Source organism: Streptomyces palmae, from assembly GCF_004684805.1.
GTDB classification, from domain to species: domain Bacteria; phylum Actinomycetota; class Actinomycetes; order Streptomycetales; family Streptomycetaceae; genus Streptomyces; species Streptomyces palmae.
Genome location: NZ_SRID01000126.1, coordinates 1 through 16,877, shown reverse-complemented (window position 1 = coordinate 16,877; position 16,877 = coordinate 1). Strand labels below are relative to the sequence as shown.

At 71.3% G+C, this 16,877-nt stretch carries 15 protein-coding genes; 13 read left to right on the top strand and 2 right to left on the bottom strand.

Annotated elements, in window-relative coordinates; genetic code table 11:
• The first annotated feature begins 102 nt into the window (after window positions 1-102).
• The 9 genes from E4099_RS15430 (at window position 103) to E4099_RS15390 (ending at window position 11,112) form a co-directional block, all read left to right on the top strand.
• Complete coding sequence (locus E4099_RS15430; RefSeq protein ID WP_135339624.1) at window positions 103-1,029, top strand: N-acetylneuraminate synthase family protein; 927 nt, start codon at window positions 103-105, stop codon at window positions 1,027-1,029.
• Window positions 1,030-1,133: 104 nt separating this feature from the next.
• Complete coding sequence (locus E4099_RS15425; protein WP_135339629.1) at window positions 1,134-2,378, top strand: hypothetical protein; 1,245 nt, start codon at window positions 1,134-1,136, stop codon at window positions 2,376-2,378.
• Between the two features lie 213 nt (window positions 2,379-2,591).
• The gene (locus tag E4099_RS15420) at window positions 2,592-3,824 is read left to right on the top strand and encodes an amidohydrolase (RefSeq protein ID WP_135339628.1); all 1,233 of its coding nucleotides are present in this window, start codon (window positions 2,592-2,594) and stop codon (window positions 3,822-3,824) included.
• Window positions 3,825-3,955: 131 nt separating this feature from the next.
• Window positions 3,956-4,984 carry a BMP family lipoprotein gene (locus E4099_RS15415; RefSeq protein ID WP_135339623.1) on the top strand — a complete coding sequence of 343 codons (1,029 nt, stop codon included), beginning with the start codon at window positions 3,956-3,958 and terminating at the stop codon, window positions 4,982-4,984.
• A 163-nt stretch (window positions 4,985-5,147) separates the two neighbouring features.
• Window positions 5,148-6,746 carry an ABC transporter ATP-binding protein gene (locus tag E4099_RS15410; protein WP_135339627.1) on the top strand — a complete coding sequence of 533 codons (1,599 nt, stop codon included), beginning with the start codon at window positions 5,148-5,150 and terminating at the stop codon, window positions 6,744-6,746.
• Complete coding sequence (locus E4099_RS15405) at window positions 6,746-7,894, top strand: ABC transporter permease (protein ID WP_386390017.1); 1,149 nt, start codon at window positions 6,746-6,748, stop codon at window positions 7,892-7,894. The genes E4099_RS15410 and E4099_RS15405 overlap by 1 nt, the downstream gene beginning before the upstream one ends.
• Window positions 7,891-9,177 carry an ABC transporter permease gene (locus tag E4099_RS33645; protein ID WP_135339622.1) on the top strand — a complete coding sequence of 429 codons (1,287 nt, stop codon included), beginning with the start codon at window positions 7,891-7,893 and terminating at the stop codon, window positions 9,175-9,177. Before E4099_RS15405 ends, E4099_RS33645 begins: the two co-directional genes overlap by 4 nt.
• Window positions 9,174-9,572: a cytidine deaminase gene (locus tag E4099_RS15395; protein WP_209446630.1), complete on the top strand. Its 399-nt coding sequence runs from the start codon at window positions 9,174-9,176 to the stop codon at window positions 9,570-9,572. The genes E4099_RS33645 and E4099_RS15395 overlap by 4 nt, the downstream gene beginning before the upstream one ends.
• A 253-nt stretch (window positions 9,573-9,825) precedes the next feature.
• On the top strand, window positions 9,826-11,112 hold the full coding sequence (locus tag E4099_RS15390) for a thymidine phosphorylase (protein ID WP_135339621.1): 1,287 nt from the start codon (window positions 9,826-9,828) through the stop codon (window positions 11,110-11,112).
• A 174-nt stretch (window positions 11,113-11,286) separates the two neighbouring features.
• Here E4099_RS15390 and E4099_RS35045 read toward each other — a convergent pair whose 3' ends face one another.
• Window positions 11,287-11,508, bottom strand: coding sequence for a hypothetical protein (locus E4099_RS35045; protein WP_209446629.1), 222 nt, complete (start codon window positions 11,506-11,508; stop codon window positions 11,287-11,289).
• A gap of 471 nt (window positions 11,509-11,979) precedes the next feature.
• On the opposite strand from E4099_RS35045, the gene E4099_RS15375 reads away from it, so the two are divergent.
• A complete protein-coding gene (locus E4099_RS15375) occupies window positions 11,980-12,744 on the top strand; it encodes a hypothetical protein (protein WP_167828390.1) in 765 nt (254 codons plus the stop codon).
• A gap of 475 nt (window positions 12,745-13,219) precedes the next feature.
• Window positions 13,220-13,603: a hypothetical protein gene (locus tag E4099_RS15370; RefSeq protein WP_135339618.1), complete on the top strand. Its 384-nt coding sequence runs from the start codon at window positions 13,220-13,222 to the stop codon at window positions 13,601-13,603.
• A 42-nt stretch (window positions 13,604-13,645) separates the two neighbouring features.
• On the opposite strand, the gene sigJ is transcribed toward E4099_RS15370, so the two are convergent.
• On the bottom strand, window positions 13,646-14,590 hold the full coding sequence (gene sigJ, locus E4099_RS15365) for an RNA polymerase sigma factor SigJ (protein ID WP_135339617.1): 945 nt from the start codon (window positions 14,588-14,590) through the stop codon (window positions 13,646-13,648).
• Between the two features lie 359 nt (window positions 14,591-14,949).
• Between sigJ and E4099_RS15360 the strand changes: the two genes are divergently transcribed.
• Together E4099_RS15360 and E4099_RS15355 are read left to right on the top strand one after the other, a co-directional pair.
• The gene (locus E4099_RS15360; RefSeq protein WP_135339616.1) at window positions 14,950-16,146 is read left to right on the top strand and encodes an NAD(P)/FAD-dependent oxidoreductase; all 1,197 of its coding nucleotides are present in this window, start codon (window positions 14,950-14,952) and stop codon (window positions 16,144-16,146) included.
• 295 nt (window positions 16,147-16,441) lie between these two features.
• Window positions 16,442-16,855 carry a DUF8189 domain-containing protein gene (locus tag E4099_RS15355; RefSeq protein WP_135339615.1) on the top strand — a complete coding sequence of 138 codons (414 nt, stop codon included), beginning with the start codon at window positions 16,442-16,444 and terminating at the stop codon, window positions 16,853-16,855.
• Window positions 16,856-16,877: the final 22 nt, after the last annotated feature.

Here is a 16,877-nt window from a genome sequence, read left to right as displayed (position 1 = left end):
CCCCCGAGAACGGCCCCGCCCAGCGCGGCCGACCCTTCCCGTCAACTCCGCTGCGCCCCGGCCGCCACACCCCGGCCGGAACCTCCCCCGAAAGGTTTCCCCGTGAGCTCCAACAACCGTCTGCGCGCCCTCGGCGACCGGCTCGTCGGCCCCGGCCACCCGGTCTACGTCACCGGTGAGATCGGCATCAACCACAACGGCGACCTGGAGAACGCGTTCAAGCTGATCGACGCGGCCGCCGAGGCCGGCTGCGACGCGGTCAAGTTCCAGAAGCGGACCCCGGAGATCTGCACCCCGCGCGACCAGTGGGACATCGAGCGCGACACCCCCTGGGGCCGGATGACCTACATCGACTACCGCCACCGCGTGGAGTTCGGCGAGGACGAGTACCGCGCCATCGACGAGCACTGCAAGAAGCGCGGCATCGCCTGGTTCGCCTCCCCCTGGGACACCGAGGCCGTCGCCTTCCTGGAGAAGTTCGACCTGCCGGCCCACAAGGTGGCCTCCGCCTCGCTCACCGACGACGAGCTGCTGCGCGCCCTGCGCGCCACCGGCCGCACCGTCATCCTCTCCACCGGCATGTCCACCCCCAAGCAGATCCGGCACGCCGTCGAGGTGCTGGGCAGCGAGAACATCCTGCTCTGCCACGCCACCTCCACCTACCCGGCCAAGGCCGAGGAGCTCAACCTGCGGGTGATCAACACCCTGCAGGCCGAGTTCCCCAACGTGCCGATCGGCTACTCCGGCCACGAGACCGGTCTGCAGACCACCCTCGCCGCGGTCGCCGTGGGCGCCGTCTTCGTCGAGCGCCACATCACCCTGGACCGCGCCATGTGGGGCTCCGACCAGGCCGCCTCGGTGGAGCCGCAGGGCCTGGGCCGCCTGGTGCGCGACATCCGCGTGATCGAGGAGTCGCTGGGCGACGGCGTGAAGAAGGTGTACGACAGCGAGCTCGGCCCGATGAAGAAGCTGCGCCGCGTGATCGGCGTGGTGGCCGAGGCCGGCGACCGCGAACCCGCGACCGTCTGACGGGCCGGACAGGGCATCCACTGGTGGAGACGACACCGGCCCGGCCACCCGAGGGCACCCGGGCACCCCGAGCGGCACGCACCTTCGCCCGCCGCTCCCGGGCGCTGCCCCCGGCGGCCGGGACACCGGCGCAGACCCTGGCGTTCGTGGAGAGCCCGGTCCAGCTGCTGAACGTGCTGGAGTGGGCCTACGCCGACCTGCGCCGCACCCGCGGCACGGTGTCGCCCCCCGACCGGGCGCCCGGGGCCGCGCCCCTGGGCCGCGAGCCGGCGGACGCCGCTCCCGCCGGGTACACCCCGTACGGTGCCGGACCCCCGCTCCGCGATCCGGCCGTGGGGACGACCCCCGCCACCGCCCCCAGGGGTCCCGCCCCACAGGGCTACGGACACCTGGTCGTGGTCGTGCTGTCGCCGCACGATCCGATGACGCGCGGCCAGCTCCGCCGGATGGCGGAGCTGGCCCGCGACGAGGGCGTCAGCGTGCGCTGGGAGGACGCCCGGGACGGCGCCGGCGCGTCCCTGCGCACCATCGGCGGGCTGTCCGGCCCGCTGCGGCGGGCCGAGCGGATCGTCATCGGCGACCCGTTCTCCCGCTACGTCCAGCTGCTCCTGACCCTGACCCGGGCTCGCGAGCTGGTCGTGGTGGACGACGGCACCGCCACCATGGAGTTCGTCACGCAACTGGCCGGCGGCCAGCCCCTGGTGCGCTGGCACCGGCGCGGCACCGGGCGAGGACCCCGCGACATGGTCTTCGCCCCGGTGTCCGCCTCCGCACGCCGCAAGCTCACCCCCGACGGCGACCGGCGGGTCGAGGTGTTCAGCTCCATGCCGGTGGAACCGCCCGAGGGCATCACCGTCACCGCCAACGACTTCGCCTGGACCCGGGCCCGGTTCGGCCCGCCCCGCCTCACCCGCGGCACCGATCTGGTGGGCACCTCGCTGGTGGAGACCGGGGTGGTGGACCCGGACCGCTATCTGGAGGCGGTCGGGGCGCTGGCCCGCGCCCACGGTGCCACCCGCTACTTCGCCCACCGCCGGGAGAGCACCGACAAGCTGCGCCGGGTCAGCACCGAACTGGGGCTGGAGGTGGTACGTCCGGAACTGCCGCTGGAGCTGATCGCCCGGCGCGGTCCGATAGGCCGCACCATCGTGAGCTTCCCCTCCACCGTGGTGCACACCCTGCCGCTGGCGCTCGCCGGCACCGGTGTGCGGGTGGCGGTCTGCGACGTGGACCCGTCCTGGCTGACCGACAAGGCGTCACCCCGCGCCCAGGGCTTCCTGTCCGGGGTCACCGGCAGCGCCCCCGACGTCCACCACCTGCGCTCCACCCCGACCACCACCACCCCCTGACCGGGGCGCGGGGCGCCGGGCCCGTCCACGGAGTGGGCACCCGCGGATCTCCGTGAGATCTCCCCAACCCCCAAGCGAGGCGCAGGTATACCCCCTGACATGCGGGATCATGCGCGCCCGCCCCGCCTTCCGTCCCCTAAGGGGCTGAAATTCTGCTGATCGCGCCTCAAACGGGCTCCGCATCGGCATACGCTTCCTCGGGTGAACCACCTGATGTCCACCGCCGGGACCGAAGCCGACACCACCAACGGAGCCGCACTGGCCGGCACCCTCCCCGAGGGGCTGCGCACCGAACTCGTCGCCTTCCGCCGTGACTTGCACATGCACCCCGAGCTGGGGAACCGCGAGTTCCGCACCACCGCGGCGATCAAAGACCGGCTGGAACAGGCCGGTTTGAGCCCCCGAGTACTGCCCACCGGCACCGGCCTGGTGTGCGACATCGGCACCGGTGGCGGGCAGCCGGGCGGCCTGCCGCTGCTGGCCCTGCGCGCGGACATCGACGCGCTGCCCATCCCGGACGTCAAGTCCGTGCCGTACCGCTCCACCGTGCCGGACCGGGCACACGCCTGCGGCCACGACGTGCACACCACCGTGGTGCTCGGCGCCGGCCTGGTGCTGGCCGAGCTGGACCGGGCCGGGCTGCTGCGGCAGCCGGTGCGGCTGCTGTTCCAGCCGGCCGAGGAGGTGCTGCCGGGCGGTGCCGCCGACGCGGTGGACGCGGGCGTGCTGGACGGGGTGGGCCGGATCCTGGCGGTGCACTGCGACCCCAAGGTGGAGGTGGGCCGGATCGGGCTGCGCACCGGACCGATCACCTCGGCCTGCGACCGGCTGGAGGTCGCGCTGTCCGGCCCCGGCGGCCACACCGCCCGCCCGCATCTGACCTGCGACCTGGTCACGGCCGCCGCCAAGGTGGCGACCGAGGTGCCCGCGCTGCTCGCCCGCCGGGTGGACAGCCGGTCGGGGCTGGCCGTCACCTGGGGGCGGCTGGCGAGCGGCCACGCCTGCAACGTCATCCCGCAGCGCGCCGAGCTGTCCGGAACCGTCCGCTGCCTGGACCTGCCGACCTGGCACGAGGCCCCGGACCTGGTGCACTCCGCGGTCACCGGGATCGCCGAGCTCTACGGCGCCAAGACGGAGATCGACTACGTGCGCGGGGTGCCGCCGGTGGTCAACGAGGAGTCCTCCGCCGAGCTGCTGCGCCGGGCGATGCAGGCGCGCCGCGGGGCGGATTCGGTGGAGAGTACCGAGCAGAGCCTTGGCGGCGAGGACTTCTCCTGGTATCTGGAGCATGTGCCGGGCGCGATGGCCCGGCTCGGGGTGCGGCCGGTCGGCGACACCGCCCGGCGCGATCTCCACCAGGGAGACTTCGATGTGGACGAGGGGGCTATCCAGGTCGGTGTGGAGCTCTTCACCGCGGCGGTTTTGCTGGATCGACACGTTCTGTAGGTCTTCTGGTCAAGTCAGGTTCGCGACGATCCGATAACGGCTTCGAACCGCTTCTTTATCTGACATCTACGCGCGTTACGATGCGGCGAAACCAGCGCCAAGGAGGCGCTTCTATCCGAAGGGGACCCCTCGTGCGCCGGGTATCCATGATCAGCGTGGCGGGCATTGCCGTCGCGGCCCTCACTTTCTCCCTCTCCGCCTGTGGGAAGTCCGACAGCGGCGGCGGCGACAAGGGCGTCGGCCTGGCCTTCGACGTCGGCGGTCGCGGCGACCACTCGTTCAACGACTCCGCGGCCAAGGGCTTCGACAAGGCCAAGGCGGACTTCAAGATCGGTGGCAAGGACCTCACCGCCAAGGACGGTGACACCGAGGCCGACCGCTACGAGAAGCTCGCCTCGCTCGCCGAGGCCGGCTACAACCCGGTCATCGCGGTCGGTTACAAGTACAACGCCTCGCTGGCCAAGGCCGCGGCGAAGTACCCGGACACCAACTTCGCGATCGTGGACTCGGTGGTCGACGCCAAGAACGTCACCAACCTCGTCTACACCGAGAACGAGAGCTCCTACCTGGCCGGTGTCGCCGCCGCGCTGAAGTCCAAGTCGCACAAGGTCGGCTTCATCGGCGGCACCAGCAGCCCGCTGATCAAGAAGTTCGCCGGCGGCTACAAGCAGGGTGTCCTGGACACCGACCCGAAGGCCAAGGTCGACGTCCAGTGGGTCGCGCCGGACGAGAAGGGCTTCGGCATGCCCGACAAGGGCAAGGACATCGCCGACGGCATGCTCTCCAACGGCGTGGACGTGATCTACTCGGCGGCCGGCGGCTCCGGCGCCGGTGCCATCGAGGCGACCGCCGGCAAGAAGGGCGCCTGGTCCATCGGCGTCGACAGCGACCAGTACAACGACCCGGGCCTGGCCAAGTACAAGCACACCATCATGACCTCCGCGATCAAGAACGTGGACGTCTCGGTGTACGAGTTCATCAAGAGCGTCGTCAAGGACAAGAAGCCGCTCACCGGCACCCAGGCGTTCTCCCTGAAGGACGGCGGCGTCGCGCTGACCTACACCGGTGGGTTCATCGACGACATCAAGCCGAAGATCGAGGCCGCCAAGAAGGACATCATCGACGGCAAGATCAAGGTCACGGACACCTACAAGGACTGACCGCCGACCGGGTCCGGCCGGTGACCGCACGGGTCAGTGACCCGTGCGGCACCGCCCGGCTCCACACGGCACACGATGGACCTGGGGGGATGGCACACCGTCCGCCCAGGTCCATCGCGCGCCCCCGTCCACACGACGCCGTCCATCCCCTCAGGAGTGCGCCATCAAAGCCGCCAGCGCCCCTCAAGGCAAACCCTCCGCCGACGTCCCGGGTGGCGTCGCCGTAGAACTCCGCGGAATCACCAAGCGGTTCCCCGGAGTCGTCGCCAACCACGACATCGACATCACCGTGCGACGCGGGACCGTGCACGCCCTGGTGGGTGAGAACGGCGCCGGCAAGTCCACCCTGATGAAGATCCTCTACGGGATGCAGCGTCCCGACGAGGGCACCATCGCCATCGACGGCGAGACCGTCGAACTGCACTCGCCCGCCGACGCGATCTCCCGCGGCGTGGGCATGGTGCACCAGCACTTCATGCTGGCCGACAACTTCACCGTGCTGGAGAACGTCACCCTCGGCGCCGAGAAGCTGTACGGCATCGGCGCCAAGGCCCGCGCCAAGATCATGGAGATCTCCGACGCCTACGGGCTGGGGGTGCGCCCCGACGCCCTGGTCGAGGACCTCGGTGTGGCCGACCGGCAGCGTGTGGAGATCCTCAAGGTCCTCTACCGCGGCGCCCGCACCCTGATCCTCGACGAGCCGACCGCGGTGCTGGTCCCGCAGGAGGTCGACGCGCTCTTCGACAACCTGCGCGAGCTCAAGAGCGAGGGCCTGACCGTCATCTTCATCTCGCACAAGCTGGGCGAGGTGCTCTCGGTCGCCGACGACATCACCGTCATCCGGCGCGGCACCACGGTCGCCTCCGTGGAGCCCTCGCAGACCACCCCCAAGCAGCTCGCCGAGCTGATGGTGGGCAGCGAGCTCCCCTCGCCGGAGACCCGGGAGTCCACCGTGACCGACATCCCGATGCTCACCGTGGACGGGCTGACGCTGTGCGCGGTGGACGCGGACGGCATGCGGCGCGCGGTGCTCGACGACATCGCCCTCACCATCCGCAAGGGCGAGGTGCTGGGCATCGCCGGCGTCGAGGGCAACGGCCAGGCCGAACTGGTCGAGGCCATCATGGGCATGCGCACCCCGGACGGCGGCACCATCACGCTGGACGGCCGCGACATCAGCAAGCTGCCCACCCGCACCCGGCGCGAGGACGGCATCGGCTACATCCCCGAGGACCGCCACCGGCACGGCCTGCTGCTGGAGGCCCCGCTGTGGGAGAACCGCATACTCGGCCACGTCACCGAGGCGCCCAACAGCCGCCGCGGCCTGCTGGACCCGTCCGGCGCCCGCCGCGACACCGAGCGGATCGTCGCCGAGTACGACGTGCGCACCCCCGGTATCGAGGTCACCGCGGCCTCGCTGTCCGGCGGTAACCAGCAGAAGCTGATCATCGGCCGGGAGATGAGCCACCACCCCAAGCTGCTGATCGCCGCACACCCCACCCGCGGTGTGGACGTGGGCGCCCAGACCCAGATCTGGGACCAGATCCGCGAGGCGCGCCGGGAGGGCCTGGCGGTGCTGCTGATCAGCGCGGACCTGGACGAGCTGATCGGCCTGTCCGACACCCTGCGGGTCATGTACCGCGGCCGTCTGGTCGCCGACGCGGACCCCGCCACCATCACCCCGGAGGAGCTGGGCTCGGCCATGACCGGCGCGGCAGCCGGTCACCTGGAGACCGCCGAGGGGCCGGAAGAGGACCGATGATGACTTCACACGACACGGCGGGCGCCTCCGCCTCCTGGCTGCGGCGCATCGACAAGGAGCGGGTGGTACTGGCCGTCGCGGCCCCGGTGCTCGCCCTGGCCGCCGCCTTCCTGGTCACCGCGCTGGTGCTGGTGGCCACCGGCAAGGAGCCGTTCAACGCCTTCAGCGTGATGTTCGACTACGGCGTCAAGTCGGACAGCATGATCTACATCGCCAACAAGGCGACCACCTACTTCCTCGCCGGTCTGGCGGTGGCGGTGGGCTTCCGGATGAACCTGTTCAACATCGGCATCGACGGCCAGTACCGGCTCGCCGCGTTCTTCGCGGCGGCCGTCGGCGGCGCGCTGAACCTGCCGGGCTTCGTCCAGATCCCGCTGATAATCCTGGTCGCCATGCTGGTCGGCGCGATGTGGGCGTCCATCGCCGGCCTGCTCAAGGTCTACCGGGGCGTCAGCGAGGTGATCAGCACCATCATGCTGAACTCGCTGGCCACCTCGCTGATCACCTACCTGCTGGTGGACGGCCGGCTGGGCGTGCTCGACAAGTCCACCAACGTCATCTCCACCGAGCCGCTCCCCTCCTCCAGCCACTTCTTCACCATCCCCACCGGCAGCGGGCTGGACCCGGTCTGGGGCTTCATCGTGATAGCGGCGCTGGCCGGCATCGGCTTCTGGTTCGTGCTGGGCCGCACCCGCTTCGGCTTCGACCTGCGCGCGGTGGGCCGCTCCGAGTCCGCCGCTCAGGCCAGCGGCGTCAACGTGAAGCGCATGGTGATCACCAGCATGGTGCTCTCCGGCGCCATGGCGGGCCTGGTCGGCATGCCGACGGTGCTCAACGACACCCACATGTTCACCGCCGACTTCCCGAGCACGGTCGGCTTCACCGGCATCGCCATCGCCCTGCTCGGCCGGAACAACCCGGTCGGCATCGCCCTGGCCTCGATGCTCTGGGCCTTCCTGGAGCGCGGCGCCAACCGCCTCGAGTTCGAGGGGTACGACAAGGAGATCGTCGGCGTGATGCAGGGCGTCATCGTGCTCTGCGTGGTCATCGCCTACGAACTGGTGCGCCGCTACGGCCTCAAGCGCCAGCAGCAGCGCGTCGGCGCCGAGCTGGCCGCGCAGGCCAAGAAGCAGGAGGTGGCGGCATGAGTGCCACGACCGTGAAGACCGCGACCCCCGCGGTGAGCGAGAAGGCCCGCCCGCGGATGTCCTTCGCCAAGGGCCTGCTGCTGCTCGCCGGCGCCCTGGTGCTGATCTCCGTGGTGAGCGCGCTGGTCTCCTCGGGCAAGCAGCCCGCGTTCTACACCATCACTTCCTCCGGGCAGGTGGCCGCCGCGCTGTCCATGGCGGTGCCGATCGGCCTGGCCGGTCTGGGCGGCCTGTGGGCCGAGCGGGCCGGTGTGGTCAACATCGGCCTGGAAGGCATGATGATCCTGGGCACCTTCTTCGGTGCCTGGGCCGGCTACCAGACCAACCCCTGGATGGGCGTACTGGCCGGTGTGCTCGGCGGCGCCGTGGGCGGCCTGATCCACGCGATCGCCACCGTGACCTTCGGCGTGGACCACATCATCTCCGGTGTGGCCATCAACATCCTGGCCCTGGGCGCCACCACCTACCTGGCCAAGCGCTGGTTCGGCCCGCTGGCCGACGAGGGCGGCAGCCCCAAGCAGTCCCCCTCGGTCGACGACATCAAGGACTTCACCGTCCCCGGCCTGTCCGACTGGCTGGCCGACATCGAGAAGCACCACTGGTTCTTCGTCTCCGACCTGGCGGGCCTGATCGGCGGTCTGGTCACCAACATCTCGGCGCTGACCATCCTGGCCATCGCCCTGGTGGTCGGCTCCTACTTCGTGCTGTGGAAGACCTCCTTCGGCCTGCGGCTGCGCTCCTGCGGTGAGAACCCGACCGCCGCCGAGTCGCTGGGCGTCAACGTCTACCTGTACAAGTACGCGGCCGTGGTGACCTCCGGCGCGCTGGCCGGCCTCGCCGGCGTCTTCCTCGCCCTGGTCCGCTCGCACATCTACAACGAGGGCCAGACCGGCGGTCGCGGCTACATCGGTCTGGCCGCCATGCTGTTCGGCAACTGGCGGCCGGGCGGACTGGCGATGGGCGCGGGCCTGTTCGGCTACTCCGACGCCCTCCAGCTGCGCAACGGCGGTGCCACCGTGCACGCCCTGCTGCTGCTGGTCGCCATCGGCCTGGCGCTGCTGGCGCTGTGGAAGCTGTACCGGAAGAACCTGGTCGCGGCCGGCGTGAACGCCGCGTTCGCCGCCGGTCTGATCGTCTGGTACCTGGCCAGCGACACCGTGCCGAACGACCTGGTCAGCGCCACCCCGTACCTGGTCACCCTGCTGGTGATGGCGTTCGCCGCACAACGGCTGCGGATGCCGAAGGCGGATGGCAAGCCCTACCGGAAGGGACAGGGCAAGTGACCGCCGCGCCGATCGACTGGGAGGCGCTGCGCGAGCGGGCCCGGGAGGCCATGGCCCGTGCCTACGCCCCGTACTCCGACTTCCCGGTGGGCGCCGCGGCACTGGTGGAGGACGGCCGCGTGGTCAGCGGCTGCAACGTGGAGAACGCCTCCTACGGCGTGAGCCTGTGCGCCGAGTGCGCGCTGGTCGGCGAGCTGTTCGCCACCGGTGGCGGCCGGCTCACCGCGTTCAGCTGCGTGGACCGCCACGGCAAGGTGCTGATGCCCTGCGGCCGCTGCCGCCAGCTGCTGTGGGAACACGGCGGCCCCGGGCTCCAGATGGACACCGCAGGCGGTATCCGTCCGCTGTCCGACCTGCTGCCGGACGCCTTCGGCCCGGCCAACCTCGAGAACTGACACCCGGATCGCGCCACCCCACTCGGGTGGCGCGATCCGGTCGTTCCACCGGACGCCGATCCGGGCGCCCCACCGGGCACCGGTCCCGGTCTCCCGCCAGGCACGGTCCCGGTGCCCCACCAAGCACCGACCCGCTGCCGCACCGGCACCGACCGCGGTGCCCCACCGGACGCCGATCCCGCTGCCCCACCGGACTCGCGGGACATCGGCACCCCCACGACCCATCCCGCGCCACCAGAAAGGCTGCCGCACCATGGACGCCATCTCCGTCATCCGAGCCAAGCGGGACGGCGGCCGTCTCACCGACGGTCAGATCGACTGGATCATCGACGCCTACACCCGCGGCGAGGTGGCCGACGAGCAGATGTCCGCCCTCGCCATGGCGATCTTCCTCAACGGCATGGACCGCGCGGAGATCGCCCGCTGGACCGCCGCGATGATCGCCTCCGGCGAGCGGATGGACTTCACCGCCTCCCTGGGCACCGCCCGCCCCACCGCCGACAAGCACTCCACCGGCGGCGTCGGCGACAAGATCACCCTCCCGCTGGCCCCGCTGGTCGCCGCCTGCGGCGCGGTCGTCCCCCAGCTGTCCGGCCGGGGCCTGGGCCACACCGGCGGCACCCTGGACAAGATGGAGTCCATCCCCGGCTGGCGCGCGCTGCTCTCCAACCAGGAGATGCTGGACGTGCTGAACGAGGCCGGCGCGGTGGTCTGCGCGGCCGGTGACGGCCTGGCCCCCGCCGACAAGAAGCTGTACGCGCTGCGCGATGTCACCGGCACCGTGGAGTCGATCCCGCTGATCGCCTCCTCGATCATGTCCAAGAAGATCGCCGAGGGCACCGGCGCCCTGGTCCTGGACGTCAAGGTCGGCTCCGGCGCCTTCATGAAGGACATCGCCTCCGCCCGCGAACTGGCCTCCACCATGGTCGGCCTGGGCACCGACCACGGGGTGCGCACGGTGGCCCTGCTCACCGACATGTCCACCCCGCTCGGCCGCACCGCCGGCAACGCCCTGGAGGTCCGCGAGTCGCTGGAGGTGCTGGCCGGCGGCGGCCCCGCGGACGTCGTGGAGCTGACCCTGGCGCTCGCCCGCGAGATGCTCACCGCCGCCGGGCTGCCCGACGCCGACCCGGCCAAGGCGCTCGCCGACGGTTCCGCCATGGACCACTGGCGCCGCATGATCATCGCCCAGGGCGGCGACCCGGACGCCGCGCTGCCGGTCGCCCGCGAGCAGCATGTGCTCACCGCCTCCGCCTCCGGCGTGCTGACCCGACTGGACGCCTACGCGGTGGGCGTCTCCGCCTGGCGCCTGGGCGCCGGCCGGGCCCGCAAGGAGGACCCGGTGCAGGCGGGCGCCGGCATCGAACTGCACGCCAAGCCGGGCGAGCAGGTGACCGCCGGCCAGCCGCTGCTGACCCTGCACACCGACACCCCGGAGAGGTTCGACTACGCGCTGGCCGCCCTGGACGGGGCGATCGACATCGCGGCCCCGGGCACGGACTTCACCCCCGCGCCCATCGTCCTGGACCGCATCGCCTGACGCCTCGGACCGGCGGCCCCCGCCGCCCTCCGGCCCCACGGGACCGGCGCCCACCCCGGGCGCCGGTCCCGCGGCATGCCGGGCCGCTCCGTCCTTTGGCCGCCCCGCCCCCGGTCGCTCGGGCCGCGGATCCCAGCGGAACCGCCGGACCCCCACCATCGCCCCGGCCACGCCTCACGCCAGCAGCACCCCGGCCCCGCGCCAGTCGAAGTCGCCGTGCCCGGTGAAGGCGTGCAGCAGCGCCTCGTTGAATGGCTGCACCGGCAGCGCCTGGGAGAAGTGCCGCAGCGCGCCGGAGTGGATCGGCATGTACGTCCCCGAGACGAAGACCAGCGGGAACCGTACGAACTGCACCACGGCGGGCGCGGCCTCGGCGTTGCGGATCAGCGAGGCCACCCCCACCCCCAGCGCGCGCTACGCCGCCGCGCCCAGCACCAGCACGCACACGATCAACGGCCAACGCCCCGGCCCGGGCACCGGCACCCGTAGAGGCGGCCGACACCCGTGATCAGCAGGACGTCCACCACGCTCACCAGCACGCAGTGCGCCAAGAGCCCCGTGAAGTACGCCCAAGCCGGCAGCGGTGTCGCCCGGACCCGCTTGAGCAGCCCGTACTGGCGCCGGTTGGCGGGCCCTCGACCGCCGTGGGCCGGACGAGGGCCGCCGGGCCCCGAGGCGTGAACCACCGCCCCTCGCCGCGGCTGGGACTTGTCCGGTCGATCATGTGTCTGCTTCGGCCTCGGGCCGGTGATTGTCTGATGCCCCATTGTGATGCGCAGGTGTACAACCCCGTGTGGATGCCGGCTGTCTGTAAGGCGCTGGAGCGATGAGCCTTCGGTGCGTTTGCGTAGGGAGATTGGGGATCAGGTGGGGAAGCAGCTCTGGAGAGTCGTCGTGGCCGGTGGTGCGGCGGTGGTGTTCACGGCCGTGGCCGCGGTACCGGCCGGGGCGGCCGAGGGTGGGGTCTCGTTCACCCGTGTCCAGGTGAACGGCGGCAAGCCGATCGTGATCGGGGTGTCAGGGGAGGTCGCGGTGCCCGCCTCCTTCCGGATGGCTACCACTCACGCATGGAAGTGGCCGGCGGTGTTCCTGTACCGCGGGGGTGTGGATGATCGGCTGTGGCACGCCGTCGAGACCAGCGACTGCATCGACGTGAGCTCGGGCGTCTGCGACATCAACGAGACGATGTACTTCGACCCGAGCGTATGGGACATGCGCAACAGCGAGGCCGGGGCCTGGAAAGTCGGTGCCGAGGTGCACTTCGAGGGCGGCGGTGGTGACACCGACGACGAGGGTCTGACGGTCTACGTCAAGCGCAACTCCCGTCTGACCGTCAACGCCTCGCCCGAACCGGTGTCCAAGGACAGGACCATCACCGTGACTGGAAAGGTCACGCGGGCCAACTGGGAGACCAGGAAGTACGCCTCCTACGGAGGCCGCCTGGTGAGCCTGCAGTTCAAGCCTGCCGGCACCACCTCCTACACCACGGTGAAGAAGGTGTACGCGAACGGCTCGGGTGATCTCAGGACGACCGTGAAGGCCTCCAAGACGGGTACGTGGCGCTGGGTGTACTACGGCAACACCACCACCGGGCAGTCGGCATCACCCGGGGACAACGTCGTGGTGAAGTGATGTCCGCGGTGCCGGCGGGCTGGTGGGGGCCGAGCCGGCGGTAATGGCTGCCACGGTCAAGGCGTCGGGTCCGCCGCGATCGCGGCGGACCCGACGCCTTGCGTCCTGACCGAACGCGAGCGGCCCTCCACGGGCCTCAGCGCAATGGTGCCGCAGGTACTGGCGGCAGGGACCGTTGCCGTGAGCCTTGTCCGTCGCGACGTTGTCGAGCTTCTTGCGGGGCCTGCCCGCTCCGAGGCGGGGCACCCTGATCCTCTCCAGCACCGATGTGAACTGCGTGCGGTCCGCCCGTTGTCCGGCAGTGACGATCAGGGACAGCGGGCGGCAGTTCGTACTGCCCCCAGGCATTGCCTTCCCCCTACCGTCGCGCCAGCCAGGTCGCGATCCCGTCCACCACCGCGGGGGCAACGTGTCCGGGCCGCGCGTACTCGGCCGGCGTGGGTTGGCCGGTGCCGGGAAAGAAGAGGTCGGCGCGATGGAACGGCACTACCGGCTGCGACAGGACCGGGCTGTGATCGGCTCCGAGGCGGTCGGCACGCTCACCACCGAGGACCACCGGCAGGCATTCGCCACCGCCATGACCGCCCTGCTGGCCGAGTTCACCGCCTATCTCGACCGCGACAGAGCCGATCCTGTGGCCGATCGGGTGGGTTACCGGCAGCATGCACTCTGGCTCAGCCCGGCGGAACTGGAGGAACTGATCGGCGAGCTTCGCGCGGCCATCGCTCCGAAACTTGCCAACCAGTCGAGCCCCGCACGAGCGCAATACCTGCTCAGCCCCATCCACTTCCCGCTGGAAGCACCTCAGGCGGAACCCGAGCGGCCCACGGCAGGAACCGAGCAGGAGACAGACATGTGATCGGCCGGACAGCTCCCAGCCGCCAAGATCCGCCGGGCAGGCCTAGCGCGGCGAACCCGCCGTCCACGGCCGGAGCTTGTGGGGGTTGCGTACCGCCCAGATCCGCTTGATCCGGTCGCCCGCGATGTCGAAGGCGTAGACCGTCGTGATGGCACCGTGCTGGTGGGCGACCAGGCCGGGCTGCCCGTTGACGGTGCGTTCCAGGAAGGTGTGGTCCAGCTGCCTGCTCTTGAGGTCGACCAGGTACCGCACGATCCGCTCGGCACCCTCGACCGGGTGGAGCATGGCGCCGACCACCCCGCCGCCGTCGGCGATCGCCACGACGTTCGGGTCGAGGAGACCTATCAGGGCGTCGATGTCCTTGGCCTCCCAGGCCTGCTTGAAGTCCCGGACGACCTGGGCCTGCCGGGACGCCGGCGTCGCGGGAGCCTGCGCGCTGCGGACGCGCCGGCGGGCGGAGGAGGCCAGCTGGCGGCAGGCCGCCGGGGTGCGGCCGACCGTCTCGGCCACCTCGGCGAAGGAGTAGCGGAAGACGTCGTGGAGGATGAACGCGACCCGCTCGGCCGGGGTCATCGCCTCCAGGACGACCAGGAAGGCCATGTTGACCGACTCGTCGAGGGTGACCCGGTCGGCAGGGTCGGCGCCGAGGTCCTCGGACCGTCCGGTGGCCCACTCCGTGGGCTCGGGCAGCGGCTCGGGGATCCATTCGCCCACATAGGTCTCCCGCCGGACCCGGGCCGAGGAGAGCACATTGAGGCAGATGCGGCTGGCGACCCTGGTCAACCAGGCCCCCGGCGAGACGATGGCGTCCTGTTCCTCCCGGGAGAGGGTGTACCAGCGGGCGTAGGTCTCCTGCACGACGTCCTCGGCCTCGGCCAGGGACCCCAGGAGCCGGTAGGCGAGATTGATCAGCTGACGCCGCTCGCTCATGATCGCGTCCAGACCCGGGTCGAGCCGGCTCCCGCCTGGCTCGGACTGGATGGTCATGCTGTCCTCAACTCCCTTGGTCGCACAGGTCTCACCACTTCGACAAGACGGCGAGGCGAAGTGTGAGGTCGGCGCTCCACCTCGGCCGCCACCGCACCGGCCGCCTCACATTCCGGAGCGCTGTGCTGTCGGATCGGTGAGACACCATCCACCACGCAAGGTAGCCGCGCCCCGGCGGGCTCGCGGACCGCCGTCCGGAACCGGCGGCGCCGTGCGCGGACCTCCCGGCACCGGCCACCTCGCGATGACCGGCCGAGGCCCGCCGGGCCCGAGGCCGCGGGCCGGCGGCTCGCCGGACCGGGACCGTCGGCCGCACACCTCGGACGAACGCCGCTGAGATCGAGAAGGGATTCCTCGCCATGTCCGCTTCCTCGCGCCACACCTCCCACAAGGTCGTCGTGATCGGCGGTGGTTACGCCGGTGCCCTGGCGGCCAACCACCTGCGGATGAGCGCCGACGTCGACATCACGCTGGTCAACCCCCGCCCGCGGTTCGTGGAACGTGTTCGGCTGCACCAGTTGGCGGCCGGCACCAGCGAGGCGACGGCCGACTACGGCACGATCCTCGGGGAAGGCATCCGCCTGGTCGTGGACAGCGCCACGCACATCGACACCGCCACCCGCACCGTGCGGCTGTGGTCGGGGCGGACGCTGGAGTACGACTACCTCATCTACGCGGTCGGCAGCACCGGGGGCGTACCGTCATCGGTGACCGGCGCGGCCGAGTTCGCCTTCGAACTCTCCGAGTACGAGCCGGCCCTGGAGCTGCGTACCCGGCTGGAGCAGCTGCCCCTGGACGCCCCGATCACCGTGGTCGGCGGCGGGCTGACCGGCATCGAGGCCGCCGCCGAGCTGGCCGAGCGGAAGCGCCGGATCACGCTGGTCTGCGGCCGGGCCCTGGCCCCCACCTTCAGCGAGTCGGGGCGCCGGTACGTGGCCAGGTGGCTGTCCCGGCACGGTGCCACGGTGCTGGAGGACGCCGTGGTGGACGAGGTCCGGTCGGACGCGGTCGTGCTCACCGACGGGACGGTGCACGCGAGCGCGCTCACCGTCTGGGCCGGCGGCTTCGGTGTGCCGGAGCTGGCAGCGGCCAGCGGGCTGCGCACCGACGCACTCGGCCGGCTGCTCACCGACGAGACGCTGACCAGCATCGACGACCAGCGCGTCATCGCGGCCGGGGACGCCGCCGCCCCCTCCGGCCAGGCGCTGCGGATGAGTTGCTACGCCGCCGGCCCGCTCGGCGCGCAGGCCGCCGACACCGTGCTGAGCCGCATCGCGGGGACCGACCCGGAGGTGATCGACGTGGGCTTCTCGGGGGCGTGCGTCAGCCTCGGCCGGCGCACCGGTATCCGGCAGTTCGCCCGCAAGGACGACACCGCGGTGAACTTCCACATCGGTGGCCGCATGGGCGCGGCGATCAAGGAGTTCACCTGCAACCTGGGGGTGTCCAGGATCCGGCGCGAGGCCCGCAAGCCCGGATCCGCGTTCTGGGTCAAGGGCGGTACGCGCCCGGAGCAGCCGGCCGCCGCGCCGAGGCAGGCCGCCACCTCCGCCTGACCGCCGGGGAGCCCGCGAGAGGACCGCCAGGGACGGCTGCCACCGTGGTTCCGTGCGCTGGGCCCAGGCGCCGCCCGACCCCCGAGGCGGGGTGCCGAATCCCGACCCTGACGCCCTGGCAGCCGTGAGACCCCGGTGCGTTAGGACGCCGTTAGAAGTACGTTCGCGACCTCCCGGACAGTGGTGCTCACCGGCAGGTCGGCGCCGGGGTGGCAGCCGACCTCGGTCGATCGGGCCGGCCGGGGGAGACGCCCCGGCAGGCCGCCGACGCGTTCACGAAGGAGCAGTCGCGGAAATGAAGAAGATCAAGGCAGCGGTCCTCGCGGCCACCGTGGTGGCGGGGCTCGCCGTGGCAGTGACCCCCGCCCAGGCGAGCGAGTGCAAGCGCGGCGGGGGGATCTACCTCTGCGAGTACGGAGTGACCGCCCAGGCGCTGCCGGACGGCACGACACAGGAGTTCATCGTCGGCACCGACCGGGCGGTGTGGACGCGCACCTCCCGCACCGACGGAAGCTGGGGCGGATGGTGGTCCCTGGGCGGCGTCGTCATCAGCAAGCCGCGGGTCTACGACTGGGACATCGACCCCTGGGCCTTCACCCTCATCGTCACCGGTACGGACAACCGCCCCTGGTACAACTACCGCAACCACGACGGCAACTGGACCGGCTGGATGCCGTACCCGGGCAACCCGGACGACCCCACGGTCTGACCCCTGTCTCTTATACACAACT

Coding starts and splice junctions, on each gene's coding strand:
- E4099_RS15420 (WP_135339628.1), top strand. CDS start 2,592: ATGTCCACCGCCGGGACCGAAGCCGACACCACCAACGGAGCCGCACTG.
- E4099_RS15405 (WP_386390017.1), top strand. CDS start 6,746: ATGACTTCACACGACACGGCGGGCGCCTCCGCCTCCTGGCTGCGGCGC.
- E4099_RS33645 (WP_135339622.1), top strand. CDS start 7,891: ATGAGTGCCACGACCGTGAAGACCGCGACCCCCGCGGTGAGCGAGAAG.
- E4099_RS15390 (WP_135339621.1), top strand. CDS start 9,826: ATGGACGCCATCTCCGTCATCCGAGCCAAGCGGGACGGCGGCCGTCTC.
- E4099_RS15370 (WP_135339618.1), top strand. CDS start 13,220: ATGGAACGGCACTACCGGCTGCGACAGGACCGGGCTGTGATCGGCTCC.
- sigJ (WP_135339617.1), bottom strand. CDS start 14,590: ATGACCATCCAGTCCGAGCCAGGCGGGAGCCGGCTCGACCCGGGTCTG.
- E4099_RS15360 (WP_135339616.1), top strand. CDS start 14,950: ATGTCCGCTTCCTCGCGCCACACCTCCCACAAGGTCGTCGTGATCGGC.
- E4099_RS15355 (WP_135339615.1), top strand. CDS start 16,442: ATGAAGAAGATCAAGGCAGCGGTCCTCGCGGCCACCGTGGTGGCGGGG.